The following is a 20,791-nucleotide window of genomic DNA, read 5'->3' on the forward strand; positions in this document are numbered from 1 at the left end:
GACCCCGGCCAGCTACCTCGCCGGACTCCACTTACGCGGCGCCGTCATCTGGCTCCGCAGCCTCACATGAAGATCTCAACTCGGCACAGTCCCTAAGCCCACTGCGCAGCTGTTGCAGCGCGCTGTGGCGGTCCGCAGCGCCCCGCTGGGCGACGGGCAGCTGGTCGGTGGTCGTCGCCGCGCAGTTCACCGTCCGTGACGGTCCAAGCAATACGTCGACGGCTCCAAGCGCGGAGACGATCGCGCGGTACTTCGCCGTACCCCTCGCCGCGGCCGGGGATGCGAGCGGGACCGGTGCGTTCGCGGTCACCGCCGCGCCGACCGAGGTTGCAGTCCCCCGCTCGCCCGGTCGACGTGCCGAGTTCGCCGTTCGAGGATCCGCTACCTACCGATGGTGCGCTGTTGTCGTCGCTGGGCGGGTTCTTCGAGGCGTACCTGACCGGCGTCGGCGGGGTGGGCCGTTATCTGTCGCCCGGTACGACGCTGGCGGCGGTGCGCGAGGACGGCTGTAGTCGGTGGCCGTGGAGCGTGCCGTGGCCGACTCGGAGTGTGCCCGGGGTGCGATGCCGGACGACGGCACGGTGATGCGGGTCCAGGCGCACGTGACTGCAGCGGACACCGCGGGCGGCCGATGGCTGCTGGTCTACACGCTGCAGATGCCCCAGAGGGCGAGCTCGCGCCGGTCCAGCGGGGGCTCGAACTTCTCACCGCGGCCGGCGTCGTCCATGACAGCCTTCGCCATCTCGACACGCTCGGCGATGAGCTCCGCGCCGGCGTAATGCTGTTGTACCGGACCATCAGGTCCCGGAGCCGTTCCGAGAACGTCGTGCGGCTCGTCCACATGTGGACACGTAGCGCGGCTCATGTGCCTGCGTCCAGGTGCTTGATCTTGATCCAATCACGGGAGCGACGTCCGGGTAGATACGGGCTGGTGAGCCGTTTGGCGACCACACCGTCGAAGCCTTCCGTGCGTGCCTGCTCGAGTGCCTGCGCGGCGCTCGCAGGCCAGGCCGCGGGTACGGCGATGCCGGGTCCGGCCAGGGCAAGGTCGTCCAGAAGATCCCGGCGGGAGGTGTAGGGCAGGTGCACCGTGGGTTCCCCGAGATACAGGATGTCGAAGATCATCAGATGGACGGGCAGGTCCTCTCGGGCGTGGGTGACGGCGTCCGAATGGTGCAGGCTCATTCGCTGCTGCAGCTGCTCCACCGAGGCGTGCCCGTGGCTGTCCAGGGTGATGATCTCCCCGTCGAGCACTGCCTCCGGTGCGGGCAGCAGAACGGCCAGCGACTGGAATTCCGGGTACTGGGCGGTGACGTCGAGCCCTGTCATCGAGAGCAGGCGCACGTTGCCGTCACCGGGCAGATGGGCGATGACACGGGCGCCGTTCCACAGCGTTTCATACGCGTACTCGCCCTCTGTCTCCGGTCCGGGTGGCGGTCCGACGACCGCGAGCATCGGAGTCAGGGGAGGCAGCGCACCGTGCGAGGCGGGGGGTGGGTGCACGCTCATGGTTTCCAGCGTGACCCCGGAGGTGCGCTTCGGCCACCTGCCCGATGCACACCCCGGCCAACGGCACCGCGATCGCAGCCGCCCACACCACCGGCCTCGCCGCGCTGCTGCCGGCCCACCGCGATCACCTGTGCACCCAGGCCGTCCCCCGCAGCCCGGCCCGCGCCGACCCACACCGTGCTGCGCACCGCCTGCCGGCCAGTCCCCAGCGCCGACCCGGCCCGCATGGGGGGCAGGGCGCGCAGATGCCCCCACTGCCCTCGGCACGCCCGCCCTCTGGCAGCAGGACCTCCGCGCGGAACAGATGTACGCGGCGGCCGGGCTGTACCCGCCCCGGCCCCGACGCGGATCGCTGCCGCATGCTCCGCTGTCCGTCGACGGTGATCACGGACGGCTAGGTGGTACCCGCCCGGGCCTGGTGGGGTGGGGTCCGACGGAGTCTGCTGCGCGGCAGGATTTCCGGGCGACAGTTGCTTGCGGACCGGAAGCTGCCCGAGACCACGGCTGCGCTGGGCAGGCAGCTGCATGCGATCCCGCGGGCCCCCACTCCGGAAACCGCGAATGGCCGTCCCTGTGGCAGCTGCTACGGGCCAAGACCTTCGCGACTGGACAGAGTCGCCCGATCGGGTTTCGCTGGATTTATGCCGTATTTGATGAGCGGTCGTACGGCAGAAGGCGGCCGGGCCCCTGTCACACGTCGGTACGCAGCGAGGCCCGGCCCGCCCGCCGACCGGGAGAGCCGACGCATGGCAGGCATCATCACGCGGCAGCCCTGACCGCCGTGCCAGGAACCTCCCGCCCGGCCGCGTCGTCCACGCCGCCCGCACATTGGGTCCCCGGGACCCGGACTGAATCTGCAGCACCAGGATGGTTATTGCCTCCACCGGCCGAGCGCGGAACTTGTCCCCACAGAGTGACCGGCCCGGTATCCAGACGGGCAGCGGCTGGCGTGCTCCGCCATACCGTCTGCGTACCTCACTCAACAATTCCTCGAGCGCCTGCGGGCCGTCGAGCTGGGTGGGCGACCTCGGCTTCACCGGCTTGGACGACGACCCGGACAGCCCCGCGGTCATCACCGGCTACAAGGCCGCCCGCACCAAGCCACTCACACCGGCGAAGAAGCAGGTCAACAAGCTGATCGCTCCGTGCGCGCGGTCTGCGAGCACGGGTTTCCTCTGCGGGAGTGTCGTACTTCCGGTCCAGGATCATGATTCAGACCCCGGGCGCGCCGCTCGGCCTCGGCCCGCGAGAGCTGTGCGGAGAAGTACACGACCTCACACCCCCTGAGCGTCCCGGAGATCCGCCGACTGATTGGCCACGTCGTCGTCACGCCCCGCCACGGAAGCAACGATCACCATCTGCACTGGTCACGACATGGCCAAGAGGGCACGGCCGGCCCCGCGACAGCAGTCGCCGCGGGGCCGGTCATGGCCGGGGCGGCTCAGCCCAGGTAGAAGTCCTTTCGGGCGGCCACGAACGCCTCGATCGACTGGGCGGGGATGCCCGTCACGCGCTCGACGCCGTCGGCGGTGCGGTTGTAACGGTTGTCCCGGTGCAGCTGGGCCATGGTGGCGACGTGCTGTTCGAGGTGCGGCGGCATCCCCAGCTTCGGGAGCTGGGCCTCCCACCTCTCCAGGGGCACGTCCACGTAGGTCACCGGTCGTCCCAGCCCACGAGAGAATTCCGTGGCCAGTTCCGTCATGTCGACCGAGCGGGGCCCGGTCAGCTCGTAGACCTGCCCGATGTGCGGAGCAGGGTCGCGGAGCACGGTGGCGACGACCCGGGCGACGTCGTCCACGGCGACCGGCGAGGTGCGTCCGGTGCCGAACGGCAGCGCGATCGTGCCGTTCTCCTGAATCGACCGCGCCGCCATCGTGGTGAACAGCGGAGTGTCCAGGAACGCCGTCGGCCGGATGTGCACCACGGGCAGGCCGGACCAGTTCAGTACCTGCTCCGCCAGCCAGTGCAGCCGCTGCTGGTGCGACTCCTCGGTGCTGGTGGCGGTCATCTGCGACACCGTCATCTGCGACAGGTCGACCAGGGCCTCCAGCTTCCCGTACTCCCTCGCAATGGAGGCCACCACGGTCGCCGCCAGCAGGTGGTCCGGCGACACGCGCATCGCGAAGTACATCCGCGCCACGCCCTGCAGCGCGGCCGCAACCGTCTCGGGCCGGGTCAGGTCACCGATGACGACCTCCGCGCCGAGCGCCCGCAGCTCAGCCGCACGCTCGTCCTCACGACGGACCATGAAGCGCACCGGCACATCCTGAGCACGCAATTGCTCGAAGACCGTACGGCCCACGCCGCCGGCACCGGGGATAAGAACAAGGTTGTCGGCAACCATCGGTCGATCTCCTTCGGAGTAATGGAACATCTGAGTTGAGGTGTGATCAGAGCGTCAGCGGAGCTGTCAGCAAGGCGCTGGCCGCGGCGATGTCACCGCTGATCCACTCCGGGCTCGCGGGTCGCCGCTTCCACAGGGCGAGCAGCAAGTCGGCAGCGGGAGCCTGCACTGCGGCCGCCGCGGGCCCCGAGTCCACCGGCCGGGCCTGCGGGATGTCGGCCGCCGGGGTCCGGACGCTCGGGGGGTGCACGGTGGGCACGCACCGAGCATGGACGGCACACGGGGCCCGCCCCGCGCCTCCCGGGCAGCCGGCCCTCAGCCCCGGGCGGCGATCTGCCGGGACCGCAGGCCCAGCAGCAGTGCCCCGAGCACGGCCCACAGCGCGAGGGCGATCAGCGGCCCGGCGACGTGGGCACCGCCGAAGTAGCTGAGGTCGGCGACGGCCCGTACGGCGGCGCCGGGCGGGAGCAGCCCCGAGACGATGCGGGCCAGACCGGGCAGCAGGAAGACGCCGGTGGTGGCGCCGCTGGTCGAGTTGCCGACGGTGAGCAGCAGCAGGGTGGCCACCGGGACGCCGAGCGGGCCCAGCCAGGTGCCGAGCAGCTGGGTGGTGAACGCTGCCGCGGCTGCCAGCAGCGCGAGTGTGCCCGCCAGGGGCAGGAACGGTGCGGGTAGGGCTCCCAGGACGGGTCCGGCGATGGCGGCCGCGATGGTGCCGCAGGCTGCCGAGAAGCCCCAGATCAGCCGGAACCGGTGGCGCAGGGCCAGCACCCGGCCGAGGCCCAGGGTGTTCTGGGCGAGGACGAACCCGGCGAGGGTCACACCGAACGCCACATAGAAGCCGCACAGTCCACGACTGTCGAACGTGGCCAGCGGGACGATGTCCGCGGTCTGCAGGTGCTGCCCCGCCTGGTTCGCGTAGGTGGCGGCGAGGCCGGTGACGGCGTTGGTGGTGGACAGGCCGTTGGCTCCGGCCACGTCCAGCCGCAGTCCGCCGTCACCGTTGGGGCCGAGGGCTGCGACGGCGTCACGGTGGAGCACCGCGCGGCGCGCCGAGGCGGCGTCGGCTGCCTGGTGCACGTCGACGCGGTCGCCGAGCGTCTGCCGGACCTTGGTGGCGAGCTGCTGCCCGGTCACGGCCAGCGGCACGCCGTGCGGCTCGGGGTTGCGCTGGAGGCCCACGTAACAGGCGACGAAGGCCGATACCACGACCAGTCCGACGATCGCTGGTTGCAGCCAGGCCCGCACCGGCACCGCGCGGCGGGCAGACGGCTCGGACGGCACGAGTGGCGTGGACGCCGCGGGCGTCGAGGACTCGGTGGGGGCGGGTGGCGATGCCACAGGGGTCTCCAGTGCTGTCGGTGGTTCTGCGATTGCCGGGCCGAGGCCGTCGGCCTCAGACGGTGGGAGGCAGCGCAAATGCCCTGCTTGACCTGCCGGGTGATCTCATCGGCCTCAAATAGATGTCGCTAGCAAACTAAACGGATGCTAGATTAGATGGCAAGCGACATCCATCCGAGGAGAGTGATTCCGTGGGCCGCGTGTCAAAGGCGCAAGCGCAGGAGAACCGGCAGCGCGTCGTAGCCACCGCCTCCCGGATGTTCCGTGAGAAGGGCACCGCGGTCAGCATCGCCGACCTGATGAAGGCCGCCGGGCTCACCCATGGCGCGTTCTACAAGCAGTTCGCCTCCAAGGAGGACCTGGTCGACGAGGCCATCGCCCACGCCTTCGACGATCCGGCGGCACACTCGGCGGTGGAGCTCGAGGAGCACGCCGGGGAGCACGAGGCCGCCCGCCGGACGCTGATCGAGCACTACCTTTCGGTCTGGCACCGCGATCACGCCGGGGACGGCTGCCCCGTCTCCGGATTCGCCGCTGACCTGGGGCGCGAGCCCGGCCAGGCCGCCCACGCCCACCACGTCTACATCAACGGGGTACGAAACCTCGCCGCTCGGCTGGCCACCGGCGACGACGACGGCATGGCCCAGTTCTGCACCATGGTCGGTGCCCTCGTCCTCGCCCGCGCCACCCAGGGCAACCCGCTCTCCGAAGAACTGCTGCAGGCCGCGCGCACGGCTCTCACCGAGGGCGGCACCGGGCAGTCCGAACCGCAGCAGCGCACGGACTGACCAGGGGCCGGCCGACGGCGTCGGCCGCCGCCCGGGCACCGGCTGCACGGCCGACCGGGCCCGCAGGTCTGCTCCGGCCGGGCCCGGCCGTCAGTTCCCGGCCCGCTGGTGGACCAGGCGCCGGCGGCGACTCGGCCTGAGGGACGGCACTGATCGACCAAGTCCCCGCGGGGCGGCTGGACCTGGCATTCGTCTCCCGCCCGGCCCGGTGCCCGGACGACGTCGTGGTGGAGCCGCCGGCCGGTGAGCCGATCGTCCTCGCCTGCGCGCCCGAGCATCCCTACGCCGGCCTGGCACAGGTGGAGATGGCCGAGCTGCGCGACGAGCAGTTCGTGGACTTCCACCCCGACTGGGGCACCCGAGACCTGGTCGACCATGTGCTCGCCGCCGCAGACGTCGAACGCCGCGTCTCCCTGGAGGTGACCGATACGCACTCCTGATCGATCTGATCTCTTGCGGGCTCGGCGTGGCGCTCGTGCCTCAGTCCTTCGCAGCCAAAACCGATCGAGTGCACTTCGTCGGGCGCGCAGGCGCCATACCGCCCTGGGAGACCGTCTCCGTGACAGGCAATCCGACGAGTGCGGCCGCGGCCGCACTGCTGCACGAGGTACACCTCGCGAAGAGCGGCCGCCGCTCCGCCCCGCCATCGCCGACGGCCAACAGCCAGCACCTTCCGAGGCGTTGGACAACTCCCCCCGCCGGTGGCAGCCGCTGCATCGGTCCCCGACTGGTTGAGGCCGCTGGGTTAGGGTTGCCCTCCGCGGCCGCGGGAGGAGAGCCAGGCGTAGGAGGGTCCGATGTCGCCAGTCCAGACAAGGCTGCTCGGTCGGGAGCAGACCTTGAACGCCATCGACACCCTTCTTGATCGCCTGCGCGGAGAGTTGTCGACCGATACGTCAGGACCCGAAGCCGGGGCGGGCGAGCGCACTCTGCTGCTGCTGGGTGAGCCGGGCATCGGCAAGACGTCACTCCTGGAGGTCGCGGCCAAGTGCATCAACGACCAAGGCGGACAGACCCGTTGGGTCGTCGGCCGCCCCGAGGAGGCCGGTCTCGCCTTCAGCGGACTCGACGCGCTCCTGCACCCGTGGCACAGCACCCTGGCCGACATCGATGCCGAGGACCGGCCGGTCCTCGAAGCCGCCCTGCGCGGGGAAGGGGCGGCCGCTGGGGGGACTCTCGCTCTGGCCGGAGCCCTGCTGCGCGTCCTGTCCCCGTGGGCTGACTCAGGGCCGCTCCTCGTGATCATCGATGACCTCCAGTGGCTCGACCAGTCCACCCAGGACCTCCTGAGCCTGTGCGCCCGACGCCTCCAAGGCGAGCCCGTCGGCTTCCTCGTCGCGTCCCGCCCAGCAGGGCTGCCGCCCAGCTGGATGCGCCAGAGCACACTTCATCGGCTGGAAAATCTCGACGACGTCCAGGCCGCACGCCTGCTCGACTCCCTTGCGGTGCCGCCGCAAGGCCGCACGCGCCGACAGGTGATGCGGCAGGCCGGTGGCAACCCGCTCGCCCTGGTCGAGCTCGCACGCGCAGCAGCCACCCGCTCGCTCAGCGAGGAGCCGGTAGGCCTGGAACTCCCGCTCACCGAGCGCCTGGAGCAGCTCTTCGCCGCGGACCTCGGTGCCCTACCGGAGCCCACGCGCCGTTTGCTCCTGCTTGCCGCCGTCGCCGACCTGCCCGACATGGCCGCCATGGCAAAGGTCCTCGGCGACGTTCGCCTGACCGACCCTCTGAATGTGCCCGACAACGACTCAGCCGACTCGACCCCGGGGGCAGCTGTCGTCCTCGCCGGCCAGACGCAGGTTGCACGGGTCGCGGACGAAGCCTGGTCCGCGGCAGAGCAAGCCGGGCTGCTCGCCCTGCACCAGGGAGTGATCAGGTTCCGACACCCCTTGGTCCGATCAGCCGTCCTGGCCGCCGCCCCGTTCGACCAGCGGTGCCAGGCACACCGACTGATCGCGTCCGTACCCGACCTCGACGAGGACCGCCGGGCCTGGCACCGCGCCGCCGCCACGGTCACCGCGGACGAAGCCGTTGCCGACGCCCTCGAGGCCACTGCAGAACGTGCACGCCACCGAGGCGGCTACGCGGCAGCCGCGATGACCTTGGAGCGGGCCGCTCAACTCAGCCCTCGCACGGATGACCGGGTACGCCGCCTCAACGCTGCCGCCGAGTTCGCCATGCACGCCGGCCATCCGCGCTGGGTGGCAGAACTGACTGCCGTTGTCGCCGCCGACGCTGATACCGCCGATGCCCGTGCGGAGGCCGACCAGTACGCCGGCTGGGCCTTGGCCCTGACCAGCCGGCACGACGAAGCGATGGACCGGCTGATGGCAGCAGCCGATGCCTGGGCGACCACCCACCCCGAATGGGTCGTCCAAGCGCTCGGAACTGCGGCCACGGTTGCCTACACCAGCGGCGACCCACGCTTCCGCGAAGCCATCCTGGACCGCTGCCGGCGTCTTTCCCCCCAAGACCCCGACCCCGCCACGACGTGGATCCTCGGCGGCTGCGACCCGCTCGGTTCGCGCGACGAAGCCCTCGCTCATCTGCGCCACGCAGCCGCCCAGGACGACAAGCCGCTCGGGGCGTACCCGATGCTCGGTGCCGCCGCGTGGGCGTTGGATGAGACCGAGATGGCCGTGCAACTGCTCGGCACCCAGCTCGAGATCCACCGCCAGGCAGCCACCGCGGGAGCGAACGCCACCGTCGCCTCTGCTCACGCGATAGCCCTGTTCGAGGCCGGCCGCTGGCCCGCCGCCCTCGCGGGGGTGGGCGAGGCCGATCGCGCAGCCGCCGCTGGAGGGCTGGAGCTCGCCACAGTCAGCAACCAGATACTTGCCAGCGTGCTCGCCGCCGTTCGCGGGGACAGCCGGCGCGCCAGGCAGACGCTCGCCGACGCCACCCACGACTTCGACCTGCGAGGAACACGCACCTTCGAGGCGCGCACCCGCCAGGCGAGCGGGCTGGCCGCACTCGCCGAAGGCGATCACCACGCCGCCTACTTCCACCTCAGCCGGCTCTTCCACCGCGACGGCAGCCCCGTGCACTTCCACAGCTCCTTCCATGGACTCGCCGACCTGGCGGCGAGTGCCGTGCGCATCGGCCGGTCCAAGGAGGCGCAGGCCACCCTCGACGCAGCCATGGGGCAACTGCCCGCCACGACCTCGTTGAGGCTGCATCTCATCCTGTGCCGAGCCCGAGGCATTCTTGCCGACGAAGCCACACACGCCGAAGATCTTCTCCGTGAGGCGGCGTTCAACCCCGGCGGCGACCAGTGGCCCTTCGAACGCGCCCTCGCTCTCGCCGACTTGGGTGAGTGGCTACGCCGCCGCCAGCGGCCGGCTGACGCCCGAGCTCCCCTGAGCGAAGCACTGGAGCTCTTCCAAGGCCTCGGGGCGACCCCCTGGGCTACCCGCACCGTCGCGGAGCTACGGGCCACGGGCATCGACACCGCTGAGGCACGCCACCAGGACGCGACCATGGAACTCACCCCTCAGCAACTGGCCATCGTTCAGCTCGCCGCTCAAGGGCTGTCCAACAAGGAGATCGCGGCCCGGCTGTTCCTGTCCCCCCGCACCGTCGGCTTCCACCTCAATCGGGCGTTCCCCAAGCTCGGTGTCACCTCACGCTTCCAGCTACGGGACGTCGTCTAGCCCGGTAGGAGCACGCTGTCCTGCGTCAGGCGTGCGCACACTCCGGTACTGATGATGCGGCCGACGGCAACCATCAGGGCAGTCACTTGAGAAGGTCACGCTTTTCCCCAGGCAGAGCGCCAAGCTCCCCCCAGCGGAAGCGGGCGTGCGACCACGGGGAGACGCTCAGCCGCGCCGTCGTGAGCGTCTTTCCTCAGCGACAGCACGCATCAACGAAGCCAAGTCAGGTCTTGTGACAGAAGCGCCGGACGCCACCGTCGCCACAAGCTGAACGTATCCCTTCCACCAGAGGCAGGAAGCCCGAGCGGCGCGCCTGCCCAGCCCTGGCGCACCTGCACGGGCAGCCCGGGGCGGTGGAGCACGAGAGCTTCGTAGAAGAGGGGGAACGGCGTGGCCACGCACCTGACGACGGAGACCGGGGCCCCGGTCGCGGACAACCAGAACTCGCAGACCACCGGCGCCTCCGGGCCGATCCCGACCCAGAACCAGTACCTGCTGGAGAAACCGGCCCACCTCCGCTCGGATGCACAGGAGCTTCCGGGGAACGAGCAGTATGCGATCGCTTGCGACGAGCCCAGTGAGGCGTTGGTCGGCCGTGAGGCGGACCTGCGGCGCATTGACTCCTTCCTCGAACGCATTTCGGCTGTCGGCGGCACGCTGCTGATCTCCGGGGAGCCGGGCGTGGGGAAGACCGCGCTCCTCGCCGCGACCGCACCCCGAGCGGCGGCCGCCACGATACCTGCCTTGCACGCAACAGGTGTGCAGTTCGAAACCCACATCAGTTTCAGCGGTCTCCAGCAACTCCTCCAGCCGGTGATGAGCGAGGTCGACACACTCCATCAGGTACACCAGGAGGCGCTGACAGTCGCCCTGGGGCAGGGCAGCGGCCCGACGCCCACACACCAGGCCGTGGCCCGAGCGCTCCTCGCGCTCCTGAGGCAACTGACAAGCGAGCACCCGTTGTTGCTGATCCTCGACGATCTGCAGTGGATGGATCCCGCCAGCACCGTGGTCCTGGCATTGGTGGCCCGCCGACTGTCGGGTACAAAGGTCGGCCTGCTGTGTGCGGAGCGACCGGGGGCGGACAGCCTCTTCGACCACGCAGGCCTTCCCGTTCACATCCTCGAGCCGCTCAACGACCAGGCCGCCGACACGCTGCTGGTCAGCCGCTACCCGGCGCTGGCTCCCCGGGTCCGGCAACGCCTGCTGTCGGAGGCGCAGGGCAACCCCCTGGCCTTGCTCGAGCTGCCCGTGTCCCTGAACGATTCACAGCGCAGGGCGTCGGAAGCACTGCCCGGGCACCTTCCCATGAGCAGCCGTCTGCAGGCGGCGTTCGCCTCGCGCATCAACGCCCTGCCTGCGGTCACCCGGTACCTTTTGTTGCTCGCCGCCCTTGACGGCACCGCAGACCTGCACGTTCTGCAGGCCGCCGTGATGGGCCGGTGCAGCCTCAAGCAACTCAGGCCTGCCGAGCGCGCTCAGCTGATACGGATCGACGACCGCGCCGGGCGACTGACATTCCGTCATCCACTGACCCGCGCGGCCGTGGTCGACCTCGCCACGAGCGATCAGCGCCGCAGTGCGCACCTTGCGCTTGCCCGCACCCTGTCCGCTCAGCCCGAGCGGCAGGCTTGGCATCTCGGTCAGGCCACCGTGGTCCCCGACGAGGAGGTGGCTGCGCTGCTGGAGCGGGCCGCGCGCAGTACGAGCCGGCGTGGCGACGGCGCCGTCGCCATCGCGTCGCTGCTGCGTGCCGCGGACCTGAGCCCCGACGGTACACAGCGTGCCCGCAGGCTGGCAGAGGCGGCATACCTCGGCGCCAACATCACGGGAGACCTCCACGAAGTCCCGCGGCTGCTCAACCACGCACACCGGGCGGCACCCGGCCCCGGGCCCCTGGCCGCAGCCGTTGCGAGCTCCGCCTATCTGCTCAACGAATCGGGCGACATCGACACCGCGCACCGACTGCTCAGCTCCGCCGTTGCCCTGCAGCCCGCACCGTACGAGCCCCAGGATGCAACCCTCAGCGAGGCACTCCACACGCTGCTGCTGGTCTGCTTCCTCGGCGGCCGGCCGGAGTTGTGGCAGCCGCTGGACGCCGCGCTGGAGACGTTCGTCGCTGACCCGGGCATCCTGGCTGTCACGAGGGCAACCTTCGCAGATCCGGTCCGCTGCGCGCCTCACCACCTGGAGCGGCTCGACAGGGCCATCGCCGAACTCGCCTACGAGTCCGACCCCATCACGATCGTTCGCGTCGGCATCGCGTCCGCCTATGTCGACCGGCTCGGCGGCTGCACCGAGGCGCTCACGCGGGTAGCCGAAGCCGGGCGAAAAGGGGAGGCGGTCGCGCCGGCGATCGACGCGCTCTTCCTGCTCGGCAACCACGCGCTGCATACCGGCCAATGGGATCAGCTGAACCGGCTGGCCAACGAAGGGCTGGCCATTTGTCAGGACTACGGCTACCCGATGCCGGCGTGGCACGGGAGCTTCCTTCGCGCCGCTCAGGCCGCGATCCGCGGCGACTACGCCGCCACCGACACCCTGACCGGCGAAATGGACCAGTGGGCCGGACCGCGGCGTGCCAATGTCGTGCGCTTCTACGCCGCGCACGCGCGGACCCTGGCGGCGCTCGGCCAAGGAGCATTCGAGGAGGCCTACCGACAGGCAACGACTGTCGCGCCCGCCGGTGTCTTTCCGGCGTTCATCCCGCACGCTCTGTGGCTTCTGATGGACCTCACGGAAGCCGCCGTGCGCACCGGCCGCCGCAGCGAAGCCCAGGCGCACGTCGCCGCCGCCCGCAAGGCCGGCCTCGACGCCATCTCACCAAGACTGAAGACGCTGCTGCTCGCCTCCACCGGACTTTCCGCCGACAGTGGCCAGAGCACCTGGTTCGAGCAGGCGCTGGCCGTTCCGGAGGCCGAGCGTTGGCCGTTCGATCTGGCCCGGGTCCACCTCTACTACGGGGAGCACCTGCGCCGCATCAAAGCCACCACCGAGGCCCGGCTCCACCTGGCCGCCGCGGTGGACACGTTCCAGCGACTTGACGCGGTCCCCTGGGCCGGTCGCGCAGCCCAGGAACTGCGCGCCACCGGTGGCCACCGAGAGGGCAGTTCACCTTCATCGGGAATCCCCCTGACGCCCCAGCAGTGGGAAATCGCGAAACTCGCAGCCGCCGGTCTTACCAACAAGGAGATCGGCGAGCGTCTGTTCCTCTCACCGCGAACCGTCTCCACCCACCTCTACCAGCTCTTCCCCAAACTCGGAGTGACCTCCCGAGCCGCCCTGCGCGACGCGCTCGACCAGCTGCAGGAAAGACAGTCCCCTCCTCTTCCCAACTACGTCACATGACGGAATCGGCAAGGTCGCCGCCACTCCTAGCGTTGCTTACGTGACCTCATCAGTCCAATGAATCCAGGAGAGATGATGAGTGAGAACGGGCAATCCAAGAACGTCGTCCTGGTCCACGGTGGATTCGTGGACGGTTCCGGGTGGCAGGGGGTGTACGACCTGCTGAGCAGCGAGGGCTACCGCGTCAGCATCGTGCAGAACCCGACGCTGTCCCTCGACGGTGACGTCGCCGCGACACACCAGGTCCTCGACGCCCTGGACGGGCCGGCCGTCCTGGTCGGGCACTCCTACGGCGGCGTCGTGATCACGGAGGCCGGCAACCACGAGAAGGTGTCCGGCCTCGTCTACATCGCGGCGTTCGCCCCGGACAAGGGCGAGTCGGTGAGCAGCCTCATCGCCGACCCGCCGCCCGGTGCCCCGGTACCGCCGATCCTGCCGCCGCGAGACGGCTTCCTGTTCCTGGACCGGGACAAGTTCGCCGCCTCGTTCGCCGCGGACGCTCCGGCCGACCTGGCGGCCTTCATGGCCGATTCCCAGGTCCCCTGGGGCGTCGATGCTCTCAACGGGGCCGCGTCCCAGCCTGCCTGGCGGACCAAGCCGAGCTGGTACCTCGTGGCCACCGACGACCGCATGATCCCTCCGTCGGCGCAGCGGGCGATGTCCGAGCGCATCGGGGCGACGACCGTGGAAGCCCCGGCAAGCCACTCCGTGTATCTGTCCCAGCCCGACGCGGTCGCCGACCTGATCAGGCAGGCGTCCGGCACCTAGCCGTAGGTCTGCGCCCGGTGGCCGACGCCATCGGACACGCACCGGGCGCACAGCCCGCGAACACCCCGTAGCACCGAGGCTGCAGGCCTCACACGACATCTCCAGCCGTCCCGCGCTGTCAGAAGCCAGTAAGAACGTGCAGATCTATACCGTCGCCGCCGTCCACGGGAAGGACCAGCCGGCCGCCGGGGCCGTGCTGGAAGCGGAGCTTGTCCAGCCACGGCGGGCGGGCACCCTTCATACGCAGCTCGGCGAGGGCGCCGGAGGCAGGCGGCGCGCGGGAGGTCGAGGCCGGTGGCGACGCGGACCAAGTGGCCGATCATGTCTCCGGCGACGAGGTCGTTGACCTCGTCGAGCCGGGGCCGCCACCGAAGCCCGGCTCGGGACCTGGCCAAGTGCCTCCCGCACATCGGCCGCCACGGTCACGGTGATGCTTGACCGGGTTTGGCGTTCGCAGGTCCCGCACCCTCGCGGTCGCCTTGTGGCGGCACGCCGGTGTCACCTCCGGCGCGGCGCCACCCGGGCGTCGCCTGGGGCGCGCACACGCCCGAAGACGGCGCTCATCGTTCGGCGCATGGCCGAGCCCACGGATGTGCTATCGCCCTTCGCGCGGGCAGGTCCGGCGACACGGCTTACCCGGGTGGGCCGTGATGCAACCGGGACGCGCGCAGTACACACTCCAGCTCATGCGCACCGACCCCGAAGCGGCCGGGAAGTCCTGTGACCTGGCACGATCACTCGGCTACAGCAACATCCACAGCTTCCGGGCATCGATGGAACGTTGGACGTCCGAAGGGCTCGTCCGCAAGGTCGGCAGAGGCAGTACATGATCGAACAAGGCTGGACTTCCCTCGATTTGACGGATCGCGTCACGCGCCAACTACGCGGCATTGGGATAGGAGGAGGGACATGCCATGACTCTGATCCTTACATTGAATCGAGTCTCCATTCGAACCGCGGCGGTTCACTCGGCGGTGAGGCGGCTGCGAAGGCACCCATGGCACGGTCGTTTCAGCAGCAGGTTCTGACTGGACGCCACACGGGCGGGGCCACCCGATAGCCAGCCCAGCCAAGATCCGGAATGACCGGTCAGGGGTGACCGAAGGGCATCACCGCAGGCGACGCCGAAGGCGCCCTTGGCGGGGCGTTCCGGCTCCCATCATGTCCAACCGGGCGGCCCCGAAGCACCCACGTGACATCAGAAGTCACTGACATTGATCATGACGTTCGCTGCGGAACGACTCCCGCAGAAACCGACACAGCCACACGCGCCCGCTGAATACCCATTCTCTGCATTCATGGGCGTCGTCACTCCAATAGACCACCAAGGGTGCTCCTTGACGTCGAGTTGATCAGGATGTCTCAGGGGGTCCGACTGAGAGTGAGAGGGCTATGAAATCAATGCGCTTGGCTCGAATAGGCCATCACAAGCGCCTCCGCGCCTTCGCTTCCCTGCTGGCATCGGTATCCATGCTCTCCGCGTGCGGAGCGCCTGCGACTACCCACCAGTCCGCGGGTGCCGGGCGTGCCGCCCCGGTTGCCGCCCCGAGCGTGCCCTGCGGAATGCCGCCGGTGGAGCTGGAAAAGATCAACCAGGACTTCCTGAATGAGCTCGCCCAGGCCGGCGGGCCACCCATCTACAAGCTCTCCTACGACGCCGCTCGCAAGGTACTCGACGATCTGCAGGCCAAGCCCGTCGCCAAGCTGCCGGCCGAGCTCCATGACCGGACCATCCCCGTAGGTTCGGACGGTTCGGTTTCCATCCGCATCGTGCGGCCGCCCGGGACCAAGGGGCCGCTGCCGGGCATCATCTACATCCACGGCGGAGGCTGGGTGCTGGGCAACGCACAGACCCACGACCGCCTCGTGCGCGAGATCGCCAATGGCGCGCGTGCCGCCGTCGTCTTCGTCAACTACACCCCCTCCCCCGAGGCCCGCTACCCCGTCGCCATCGACCAGGCCCATGCGGCTGCCCAATGGGTCGCCGACCACGGCAAGGAGATCAACATCGACGGCAGCCGCCTGGCCATCGCAGGCGACTCGGTCGGCGGCAACATGACTGCCGCAGTAACCATGCTGGCCAAGCAGCGCGGCGGCCCCCGTTTCACCCAGCAAGTCCTCATGTACCCAGTCACCGACGCCCGCTTCGACACCACTTCCTACAAGCGGTTTGCCGAGAACTGCTGGCTCGCGCGCCCGGCGATGCAGTGGTACTGGGACGCCTACGCCCCCAACAAGGCGGACCGCAACAAACCAACCGCCTCCCCGCTGCGCGCCAGCATCGACCAGCTGCGCGGCCTCCCGCCAGCACTGGTGATCACCGACTCGGACGTCCTACTGGACGAAGGCAACGCCTATGCGGAAAAGCTGCGCGCCGCGGGAGTCCAGGTAACCAGCACCCACTACGGCGAGGTCACCCACGACTTCATGATGCTCAACGCACTGGCGAACACCACGTCAGCACGTGAAGCTATCGCACAGACCAACAACGCCCTCCGCGATGCTCTCTACCCGGCGGAACCAGGCGCCGGTAAGTGATCTCGGGCGACGTTACGCCGGCTATGGGCAGCGCCGTAGCAGGCGCTGCCGCTAGCCGAGTATCGCCACCAACGCCGGAGTGGGCGCGGTCAGCCAGCTGCCGCAGACTCCGACAGGTGGCCGTGCTGGCTGCGGCCGTCCCGGGCTGCGGTGTGCTCGGTAAGCCACATGTGATCGGCCACGGCACTCCGCCTCCAGCACCTTCGCCGTGGTGAGCACGCGGTGGGCGATCAGCTCACAGGCCCGGCCCTGCTGGCGACCAGCCCGACACCCCATGCCGCCCTGGGGCGGTGGGTCGACCTCTTCGTCGACTTCCTGGTCACCAAACACGGCCTGGCCGCCGCGATGCAGGGGGACAGCGCAGGCTTCGAGACGTTGCACGCCAACTTCCTCGAACGCCTCCTGCCGGTGTGCACCCAGCTCCTCGACACTGCCGCCGCCTCCGGCGAGATCCGCTCCGACCTCGACGCCTACCAACTCATGCGCGGCATCGGAAACCTCTGCATCGGCGCCGCCAGCGACCCCCGCTACGACGCGCGGGGACACCGGCGCCGCCCGCGGCTCATCTCGCACCCCCCGAAACCCTCATCACTTGGGCTCGATCACCCTGCTCCCCTCGGCAAAGGCCCCTCTGACACCATCTCCGCTCACGCGTGCGGCCTAGCACCACTGGCAACCATGCAACGCTGGCCCGGCTCCGCAGGGGAGCCGGGCCAGTGTCCGCCCGTCGTACGCGTGAGACGTCCCCGAAGTCACCGGCGAGCGCCGACGCGATGCGCATACGGGACTGGGCCTCCTCGGTGCGCCCCTGGCGCTCCAGGGTGCGGCCCAGCATCAGCCGGGGCGCAGTGCTCGACCGGGTCGCGCTCTACGATGATCCGCAACTCGTCCTCCGTGCACCGCAGTTGGGCCGAGTGGTAGCAGGCGCGCGCCAGCAGCAGCCGCAACCCCGTCTGCCCGGGTACCTCCTCGACCAGCCCGCCGATCACCCGCGCCGCGGCGGCGTAGTCCCTGGCGTCGAAGAACAGCTGCGCCCGCTCCCAGCGCTCCGCCGGTGTCCCGTGGGTGTAGCAGGCGTTGCTGGGGGCGCTGTAGGTCGTGTCCACCGGTGACCTCCTTCGGCGCCGTCAACCGCGACCGACGGTTGAACATTCGACCAATCGGCTCGGTCGGGCGGTCAGGCGGCCAGCGCCGCAAGCTCCGCGTTGGCGCGCGCGGTGACCAGGGCGAGGACGCGGCCGGCGGCGGCCAGGTCCTCGGCGGGTATCCCGCCCCAGATGCGGGCGGTGATGGGGGCGGTCTCCGCGCCGACGGCGGGGATCAGCTCGCGCCCTGCATCCGTGGGGCGAAGGTGCACGCCGTCCGCGACGAGCAGCTGCTTGGCCAGCAGCTCGTCGAGAGTGGCGCGGATGTCGGCCGGATCGGCCTTCAGGGAGCCCCGGACCTGGGTGACGAGATCGTCCGGCGTCTGCGGGGCGTCGGCGGTGACGGCGGCGCGCAGGGCGATCTGCTGCTGGAACGTGACGCCGTGCCGGGCCAGGACGTGCTCCAGGACGCCGCGGGCGGCGTAGTGGGCCAGGCCGAGGGCGCGGGCGTCGGCGACGGGTGCGGTGGTGGTGGATGCAGTGGTGGTCATGGTGTTGTCCCCTGAGTGCTCTCGTCGTTCGGTACGGATGGAGCGAGAGGTGCGTCGAGCAGGGTCGTCAGCTCGTCGGTGAACGCGCGCGTCCGCGGGGCGTCGAGGCCGCCGAGCGGCTCCAGCAACTGCTGAAGCAGTTCCTGGACCACCGCAATGGCCTGCCGCGTGACGGCCTGGCCCTGCTCGGTGAGGGCGAGCTGTACGGCGCGCGGGTCGCGCGGATCGCGGGTGCGCTCGATCAGGCCGGCCGACTCCAGGGCGCGCGCCAGCTTCGAGACGTACAGCGCCTCCAGGCCGGTGTGGTCGGCGAGTCGGCGCTGACTGGGCCGCTCGCCGGCGCGCTGCATGCCGTGCAGCGACGCGACCAGTGAGTACTGCGCGTGGGTGAGGCCCAGCGGAGCCACTGCGCGATCGACCGCGACGCGCCATTTGTTGGCGAGCCGCCATACCAGGAAACCGGGCGTGGGGCCCGGTGAGCCCTTACTCATACCAAATAGAGTACATGGCTACTATGTCCATAGCTACTACTCTCTGGCGGATGTGACGGCGCACCCCGAACAGACCAACGACCCCGACACTTTGCGGACACGACCTAGTCTTCTGAGTCAGGAGTTCTGTTCAGACGTTTAGGCTCGCTCCATGGCACGGACGGGCGGCCGAAGGTCGATTGACGCTGTCGGATGAGGAACGGGCCGCACTGGAGGGGTGGGTGCGCTGTCGTTCCACGCCGCGGGCGTGGGCCCTACGCTGTCGGATCATCCTGGCCTGCGCCGAGGGTCTCGACGACGGCCGAACGCTGGCTCAGTCAAGATTTCCGTGAAGCCGATCATGCTTCAGTGCGCCGGTGACGCTCTGTCGCTGGCAGCGCGACACTCGCTGAGTGTGACGAACTGCTGAAGACGGTATTACCGCACCTGCGCGGGGTGCTGGTGGAACAAGTGAGCTCAGAGAGCGGGGTGTTGTGCATCGTGGCCGCAACCCCGGAGGGGGCTCCGGTGCCGTGTCCGGACTGCGGAACGCCGGCAATACGGCGTCACAGCGGATACCGACGCCGCCTTGCGGACGGCGCCATCGGCGACCGACAAGTGTGCATCGAGCTGACCGTGCGCCGCCTGTTCTGCGACGCACCCGGCTGCGCGCGAGTGACCTTCGCCGAACAGGTGAGCGGACTGACCGTGCGCTACGGGCGGCGGACGCCGCATCTGGGAAGCCTGTTGAGCGCGATCGCGGTTGCCCTGGCCGGCCGGGCCGGCGAGCGCCTGGCCGCCCAGCTCCCGGTGTCGGTCAGCCGGACGACCTTGCTGGCCCTGGTCATGGCGCTGCCGGACCCGTTCGCGGCGACGCCCCCGGGTGCTCGGGGTCGATGAGTTCGCCCTGCGCAAGGGGCACAACAACTACGGCACTGTGCTGGTCGATTGCGAGACCCGTGCCCCCGTCGACTTGCTGCCCGAGCGGGAGGCAGTCACCTCCGCCGCCTGGCTCACCGAGCACCCCGGCGTGGAGATCATTTGCCGTGACCGCGGCGGCTGTTACGCCGACGGAGCCCGCGCCGGTGCCCCGGACGCTCTCCAGGTTGCCGATCTGTGGCACGTCTGGCACAACCTTGCCGAGGCAGTGAAACGCCTGGTCAGTCGGCATAACGCGTGCCTGCGCGACCCCGAGCCCGCCCCGGGTGTGTCTCCCGAAGTCGTGCGTCTCCCCGTCTCGCGCGCAGGAAGGCCGGCGGCCCGGGTTGAGCAGCGACACGCCGCCGTGCACGGCCTCCTGGACCAGGGCCTGGGCCTGCGGGCCGTCGCCCGTCAGATGGGGCTCGCGCTCAACACCGTCCGACGCTATGCCCGGGCCAGTACCCGGGAGGAACTCGCCACTGGCCGCCGGCAGAACCTCCCCAGCTCCCTGGACCCCTACAAGCCTTACCTGCACCAACCCTGGCGCGAAGGACACACCATCGCGGTCAAGCTCCACGCCGAACTCCGCGAGCGCGGCTTCACCCGCTCCTACTCCGTCGTGCGCGACTACCTCCAGCGTTTCCGCCGGATGCCGGCCGACACCACACCGTCAGCGCGCCCGCCTGGGGTGCGCAAGGTGACCGGCCGGATCACCCGCAACCCCGACCGTGTGAGCGACGACGACCGGCAGAAGCTCAAGTCGATCCTGGCCCGCTGCCCTGAGCCGGAAGCCGCCACCGGACACGTCCGCTCTTTCGCCGCCATGATGGCCATCCGCAGCGCGGACCGGCTCCCCGCGTGGATCGCCGCCGCACCCGCGGACGAGAGTCACGGCCTGCGTTCCTTCGCCGACGGGCTCATGACCGATCTCGACGCAGTCGTCCTCGGACTGAGTACAGAGTGGAGTTCCGGCTGTGTCGAGGGCAGGGTGACGGACATCAAGCTGCTGAAACGGCAGATGGCAGGCCGCGCCAACCACCCCTTGCTCCGCAAGCGCGTCCTCCTTGTGGCCGCAGACCGCCGACAACACAGAGTCACGACCTCAGCAACCTCGTGATCGGCTTCACGGAAATCTTGACTGAGCCACGATTCAGCCGACGCCGACACTCGTCGGAGAGGAAACAACGGCAGACGTCAGATGATGATCGAGGCGACGACTACGTCGCGGCCTGCTCGGTCTCGGCCGCTTCCTGAGAGCGCAGCGTTCCATCACCGGACACGACTCCCCTTGCCGGTGGAACACGGGCAAGGGGAAACAGACGCCGAACCTGCTCAATTGATCTCCCCGACGACACGGTCCGGAGGAACTAGGCTGGGACGTGTGTCGGCAACGGCTGAATTTGGGACCAGTTCGAACGGTTCAATCGTGAGCCATTGTGCGGCCTCGGTGGTTCGTCAGTCGTTGTCGGTGGCGG

15 protein-coding genes and 3 pseudogenes are annotated in these 20,791 nt (G+C 69.8%); 10 read left to right on the forward strand and 8 right to left on the reverse strand.

Features of this window, described 5'->3' with window-relative positions; translation table 11 throughout:
• Positions 1-861: 861 nt before the first annotated feature.
• The 4 genes from ACWCP0_RS40235 to ACWCP0_RS40250 all read right to left on the reverse strand — a co-directional run bounded on the left by ACWCP0_RS40235 (position 862) and on the right by ACWCP0_RS40250 (position 5,194).
• Positions 862-1,509: an ATP-dependent DNA ligase gene (locus ACWCP0_RS40235; RefSeq protein WP_451083680.1), complete on the reverse strand. Its 648-nt coding sequence runs from the start codon at positions 1,507-1,509 to the stop codon at positions 862-864.
• Between the two features lie 1,441 nt (positions 1,510-2,950).
• Positions 2,951-3,853, reverse strand: a complete 903-nt coding sequence (locus tag ACWCP0_RS40240; RefSeq protein WP_451083681.1) for an NmrA family NAD(P)-binding protein — start codon at positions 3,851-3,853, stop codon at positions 2,951-2,953.
• Positions 3,854-3,899: 46 nt separating this feature from the next.
• Positions 3,900-4,112, reverse strand: a complete 213-nt coding sequence (locus tag ACWCP0_RS40245; protein WP_451083682.1) for a hypothetical protein — start codon at positions 4,110-4,112, stop codon at positions 3,900-3,902.
• A 56-nt stretch (positions 4,113-4,168) separates the two neighbouring features.
• Positions 4,169-5,194, reverse strand: coding sequence for a hypothetical protein (locus ACWCP0_RS40250; protein ID WP_451083683.1), 1,026 nt, complete (start codon positions 5,192-5,194; stop codon positions 4,169-4,171).
• 191 nt (positions 5,195-5,385) lie between these two features.
• On the opposite strand from ACWCP0_RS40250, the gene ACWCP0_RS40255 reads away from it, so the two are divergent.
• From ACWCP0_RS40255 to ACWCP0_RS40275, 5 genes are all read left to right on the forward strand, one after another.
• Positions 5,386-5,982: a TetR family transcriptional regulator gene (locus ACWCP0_RS40255; protein ID WP_451083684.1), complete on the forward strand. Its 597-nt coding sequence runs from the start codon at positions 5,386-5,388 to the stop codon at positions 5,980-5,982.
• 152 nt (positions 5,983-6,134) lie between these two features.
• Positions 6,135-6,422 carry a LysR substrate-binding domain-containing protein gene (locus ACWCP0_RS40260; RefSeq protein ID WP_451083693.1) on the forward strand — a complete coding sequence of 96 codons (288 nt, stop codon included), beginning with the start codon at positions 6,135-6,137 and terminating at the stop codon, positions 6,420-6,422.
• Positions 6,423-6,779: 357 nt separating this feature from the next.
• The gene (locus ACWCP0_RS40265) at positions 6,780-9,635 is read left to right on the forward strand and encodes an AAA family ATPase (protein ID WP_451083685.1); all 2,856 of its coding nucleotides are present in this window, start codon (positions 6,780-6,782) and stop codon (positions 9,633-9,635) included.
• 390 nt (positions 9,636-10,025) lie between these two features.
• On the forward strand, positions 10,026-12,983 hold the full coding sequence (locus tag ACWCP0_RS40270; RefSeq protein WP_451083686.1) for an AAA family ATPase: 2,958 nt from the start codon (positions 10,026-10,028) through the stop codon (positions 12,981-12,983).
• A 75-nt stretch (positions 12,984-13,058) separates the two neighbouring features.
• On the forward strand, positions 13,059-13,751 hold the full coding sequence (locus tag ACWCP0_RS40275; RefSeq protein ID WP_451083687.1) for an alpha/beta fold hydrolase: 693 nt from the start codon (positions 13,059-13,061) through the stop codon (positions 13,749-13,751).
• Positions 13,752-13,869: 118 nt separating this feature from the next.
• Here ACWCP0_RS40275 and ACWCP0_RS40280 read toward each other — a convergent pair whose 3' ends face one another.
• The gene (locus ACWCP0_RS40280) at positions 13,870-13,992 is read right to left on the reverse strand and encodes a hypothetical protein (RefSeq protein WP_451083688.1); all 123 of its coding nucleotides are present in this window, start codon (positions 13,990-13,992) and stop codon (positions 13,870-13,872) included.
• Positions 13,993-15,314: 1,322 nt separating this feature from the next.
• Here ACWCP0_RS40280 and ACWCP0_RS40285 point away from each other — a divergent pair.
• Positions 15,315-16,289, forward strand: coding sequence for an alpha/beta hydrolase (locus tag ACWCP0_RS40285; protein ID WP_451083689.1), 975 nt, complete (start codon positions 15,315-15,317; stop codon positions 16,287-16,289).
• Positions 16,290-16,529: 240 nt separating this feature from the next.
• Positions 16,530-16,829 (forward strand): annotated as a pseudogene (locus ACWCP0_RS40290) (SbtR family transcriptional regulator); the annotation flags it as partial.
• Between the two features lie 199 nt (positions 16,830-17,028).
• Here ACWCP0_RS40290 and ACWCP0_RS40295 read toward each other — a convergent pair.
• From ACWCP0_RS40295 to ACWCP0_RS40305, 3 genes and pseudogenes are all read right to left on the reverse strand, one after another.
• A pseudogene (locus ACWCP0_RS40295) lies at positions 17,029-17,395 on the reverse strand (hypothetical protein); the annotation flags it as partial.
• A gap of 71 nt (positions 17,396-17,466) precedes the next feature.
• Positions 17,467-17,925 (reverse strand): MarR family transcriptional regulator, encoded by a 459-nt coding sequence (locus ACWCP0_RS40300; RefSeq protein ID WP_451083690.1) that lies wholly within the window; start codon positions 17,923-17,925, stop codon positions 17,467-17,469.
• The gene (locus ACWCP0_RS40305; RefSeq protein ID WP_451083691.1) at positions 17,922-18,416 is read right to left on the reverse strand and encodes a MarR family winged helix-turn-helix transcriptional regulator; all 495 of its coding nucleotides are present in this window, start codon (positions 18,414-18,416) and stop codon (positions 17,922-17,924) included. The genes ACWCP0_RS40300 and ACWCP0_RS40305 overlap by 4 nt, the downstream gene beginning before the upstream one ends.
• A gap of 507 nt (positions 18,417-18,923) precedes the next feature.
• Between ACWCP0_RS40305 and ACWCP0_RS40310 the strand changes: the two are divergent.
• From ACWCP0_RS40310 to ACWCP0_RS40320, 3 genes and pseudogenes are all read left to right on the forward strand, one after another.
• Positions 18,924-18,995, forward strand: a pseudogene (locus ACWCP0_RS40310) (hypothetical protein); the annotation flags it as partial.
• Positions 18,996-19,031: 36 nt separating this feature from the next.
• Positions 19,032-19,295, forward strand: a complete 264-nt coding sequence (locus tag ACWCP0_RS40315; protein WP_451083694.1) for a hypothetical protein — start codon at positions 19,032-19,034, stop codon at positions 19,293-19,295.
• Complete coding sequence (locus ACWCP0_RS40320) at positions 19,279-20,433, forward strand: transposase (protein WP_451083692.1); 1,155 nt, start codon at positions 19,279-19,281, stop codon at positions 20,431-20,433. Before ACWCP0_RS40315 ends, ACWCP0_RS40320 begins: the two co-directional genes overlap by 17 nt.
• Positions 20,434-20,791: the final 358 nt, after the last annotated feature.

Source organism: Streptomyces sp. NPDC001970, assembly GCF_053594115.1.

Excerpts from the sequence above, each read along its gene's own strand:
- ACWCP0_RS40285 (WP_451083689.1), top strand. The coding sequence starts at position 15,315 with ATGCCGCCGGTGGAGCTGGAAAAGATCAACCAGGACTTCCTGAATGAG.
- ACWCP0_RS40275 (WP_451083687.1), top strand. The coding sequence starts at position 13,059 with ATGAGTGAGAACGGGCAATCCAAGAACGTCGTCCTGGTCCACGGTGGA.
- ACWCP0_RS40280 (WP_451083688.1), bottom strand. The coding sequence starts at position 13,992 with ATGAAGGGTGCCCGCCCGCCGTGGCTGGACAAGCTCCGCTTCCAGCAC.
- ACWCP0_RS40240 (WP_451083681.1), bottom strand. The coding sequence starts at position 3,853 with ATGGTTGCCGACAACCTTGTTCTTATCCCCGGTGCCGGCGGCGTGGGC.
- ACWCP0_RS40305 (WP_451083691.1), bottom strand. The coding sequence starts at position 18,416 with ATGAGTAAGGGCTCACCGGGCCCCACGCCCGGTTTCCTGGTATGGCGG.
- ACWCP0_RS40300 (WP_451083690.1), bottom strand. The coding sequence starts at position 17,925 with ATGACCACCACTGCATCCACCACCACCGCACCCGTCGCCGACGCCCGC.
- ACWCP0_RS40235 (WP_451083680.1), bottom strand. The coding sequence starts at position 1,509 with ATGAGCGTGCACCCACCCCCCGCCTCGCACGGTGCGCTGCCTCCCCTG.
- ACWCP0_RS40265 (WP_451083685.1), top strand. The coding sequence starts at position 6,780 with ATGTCGCCAGTCCAGACAAGGCTGCTCGGTCGGGAGCAGACCTTGAAC.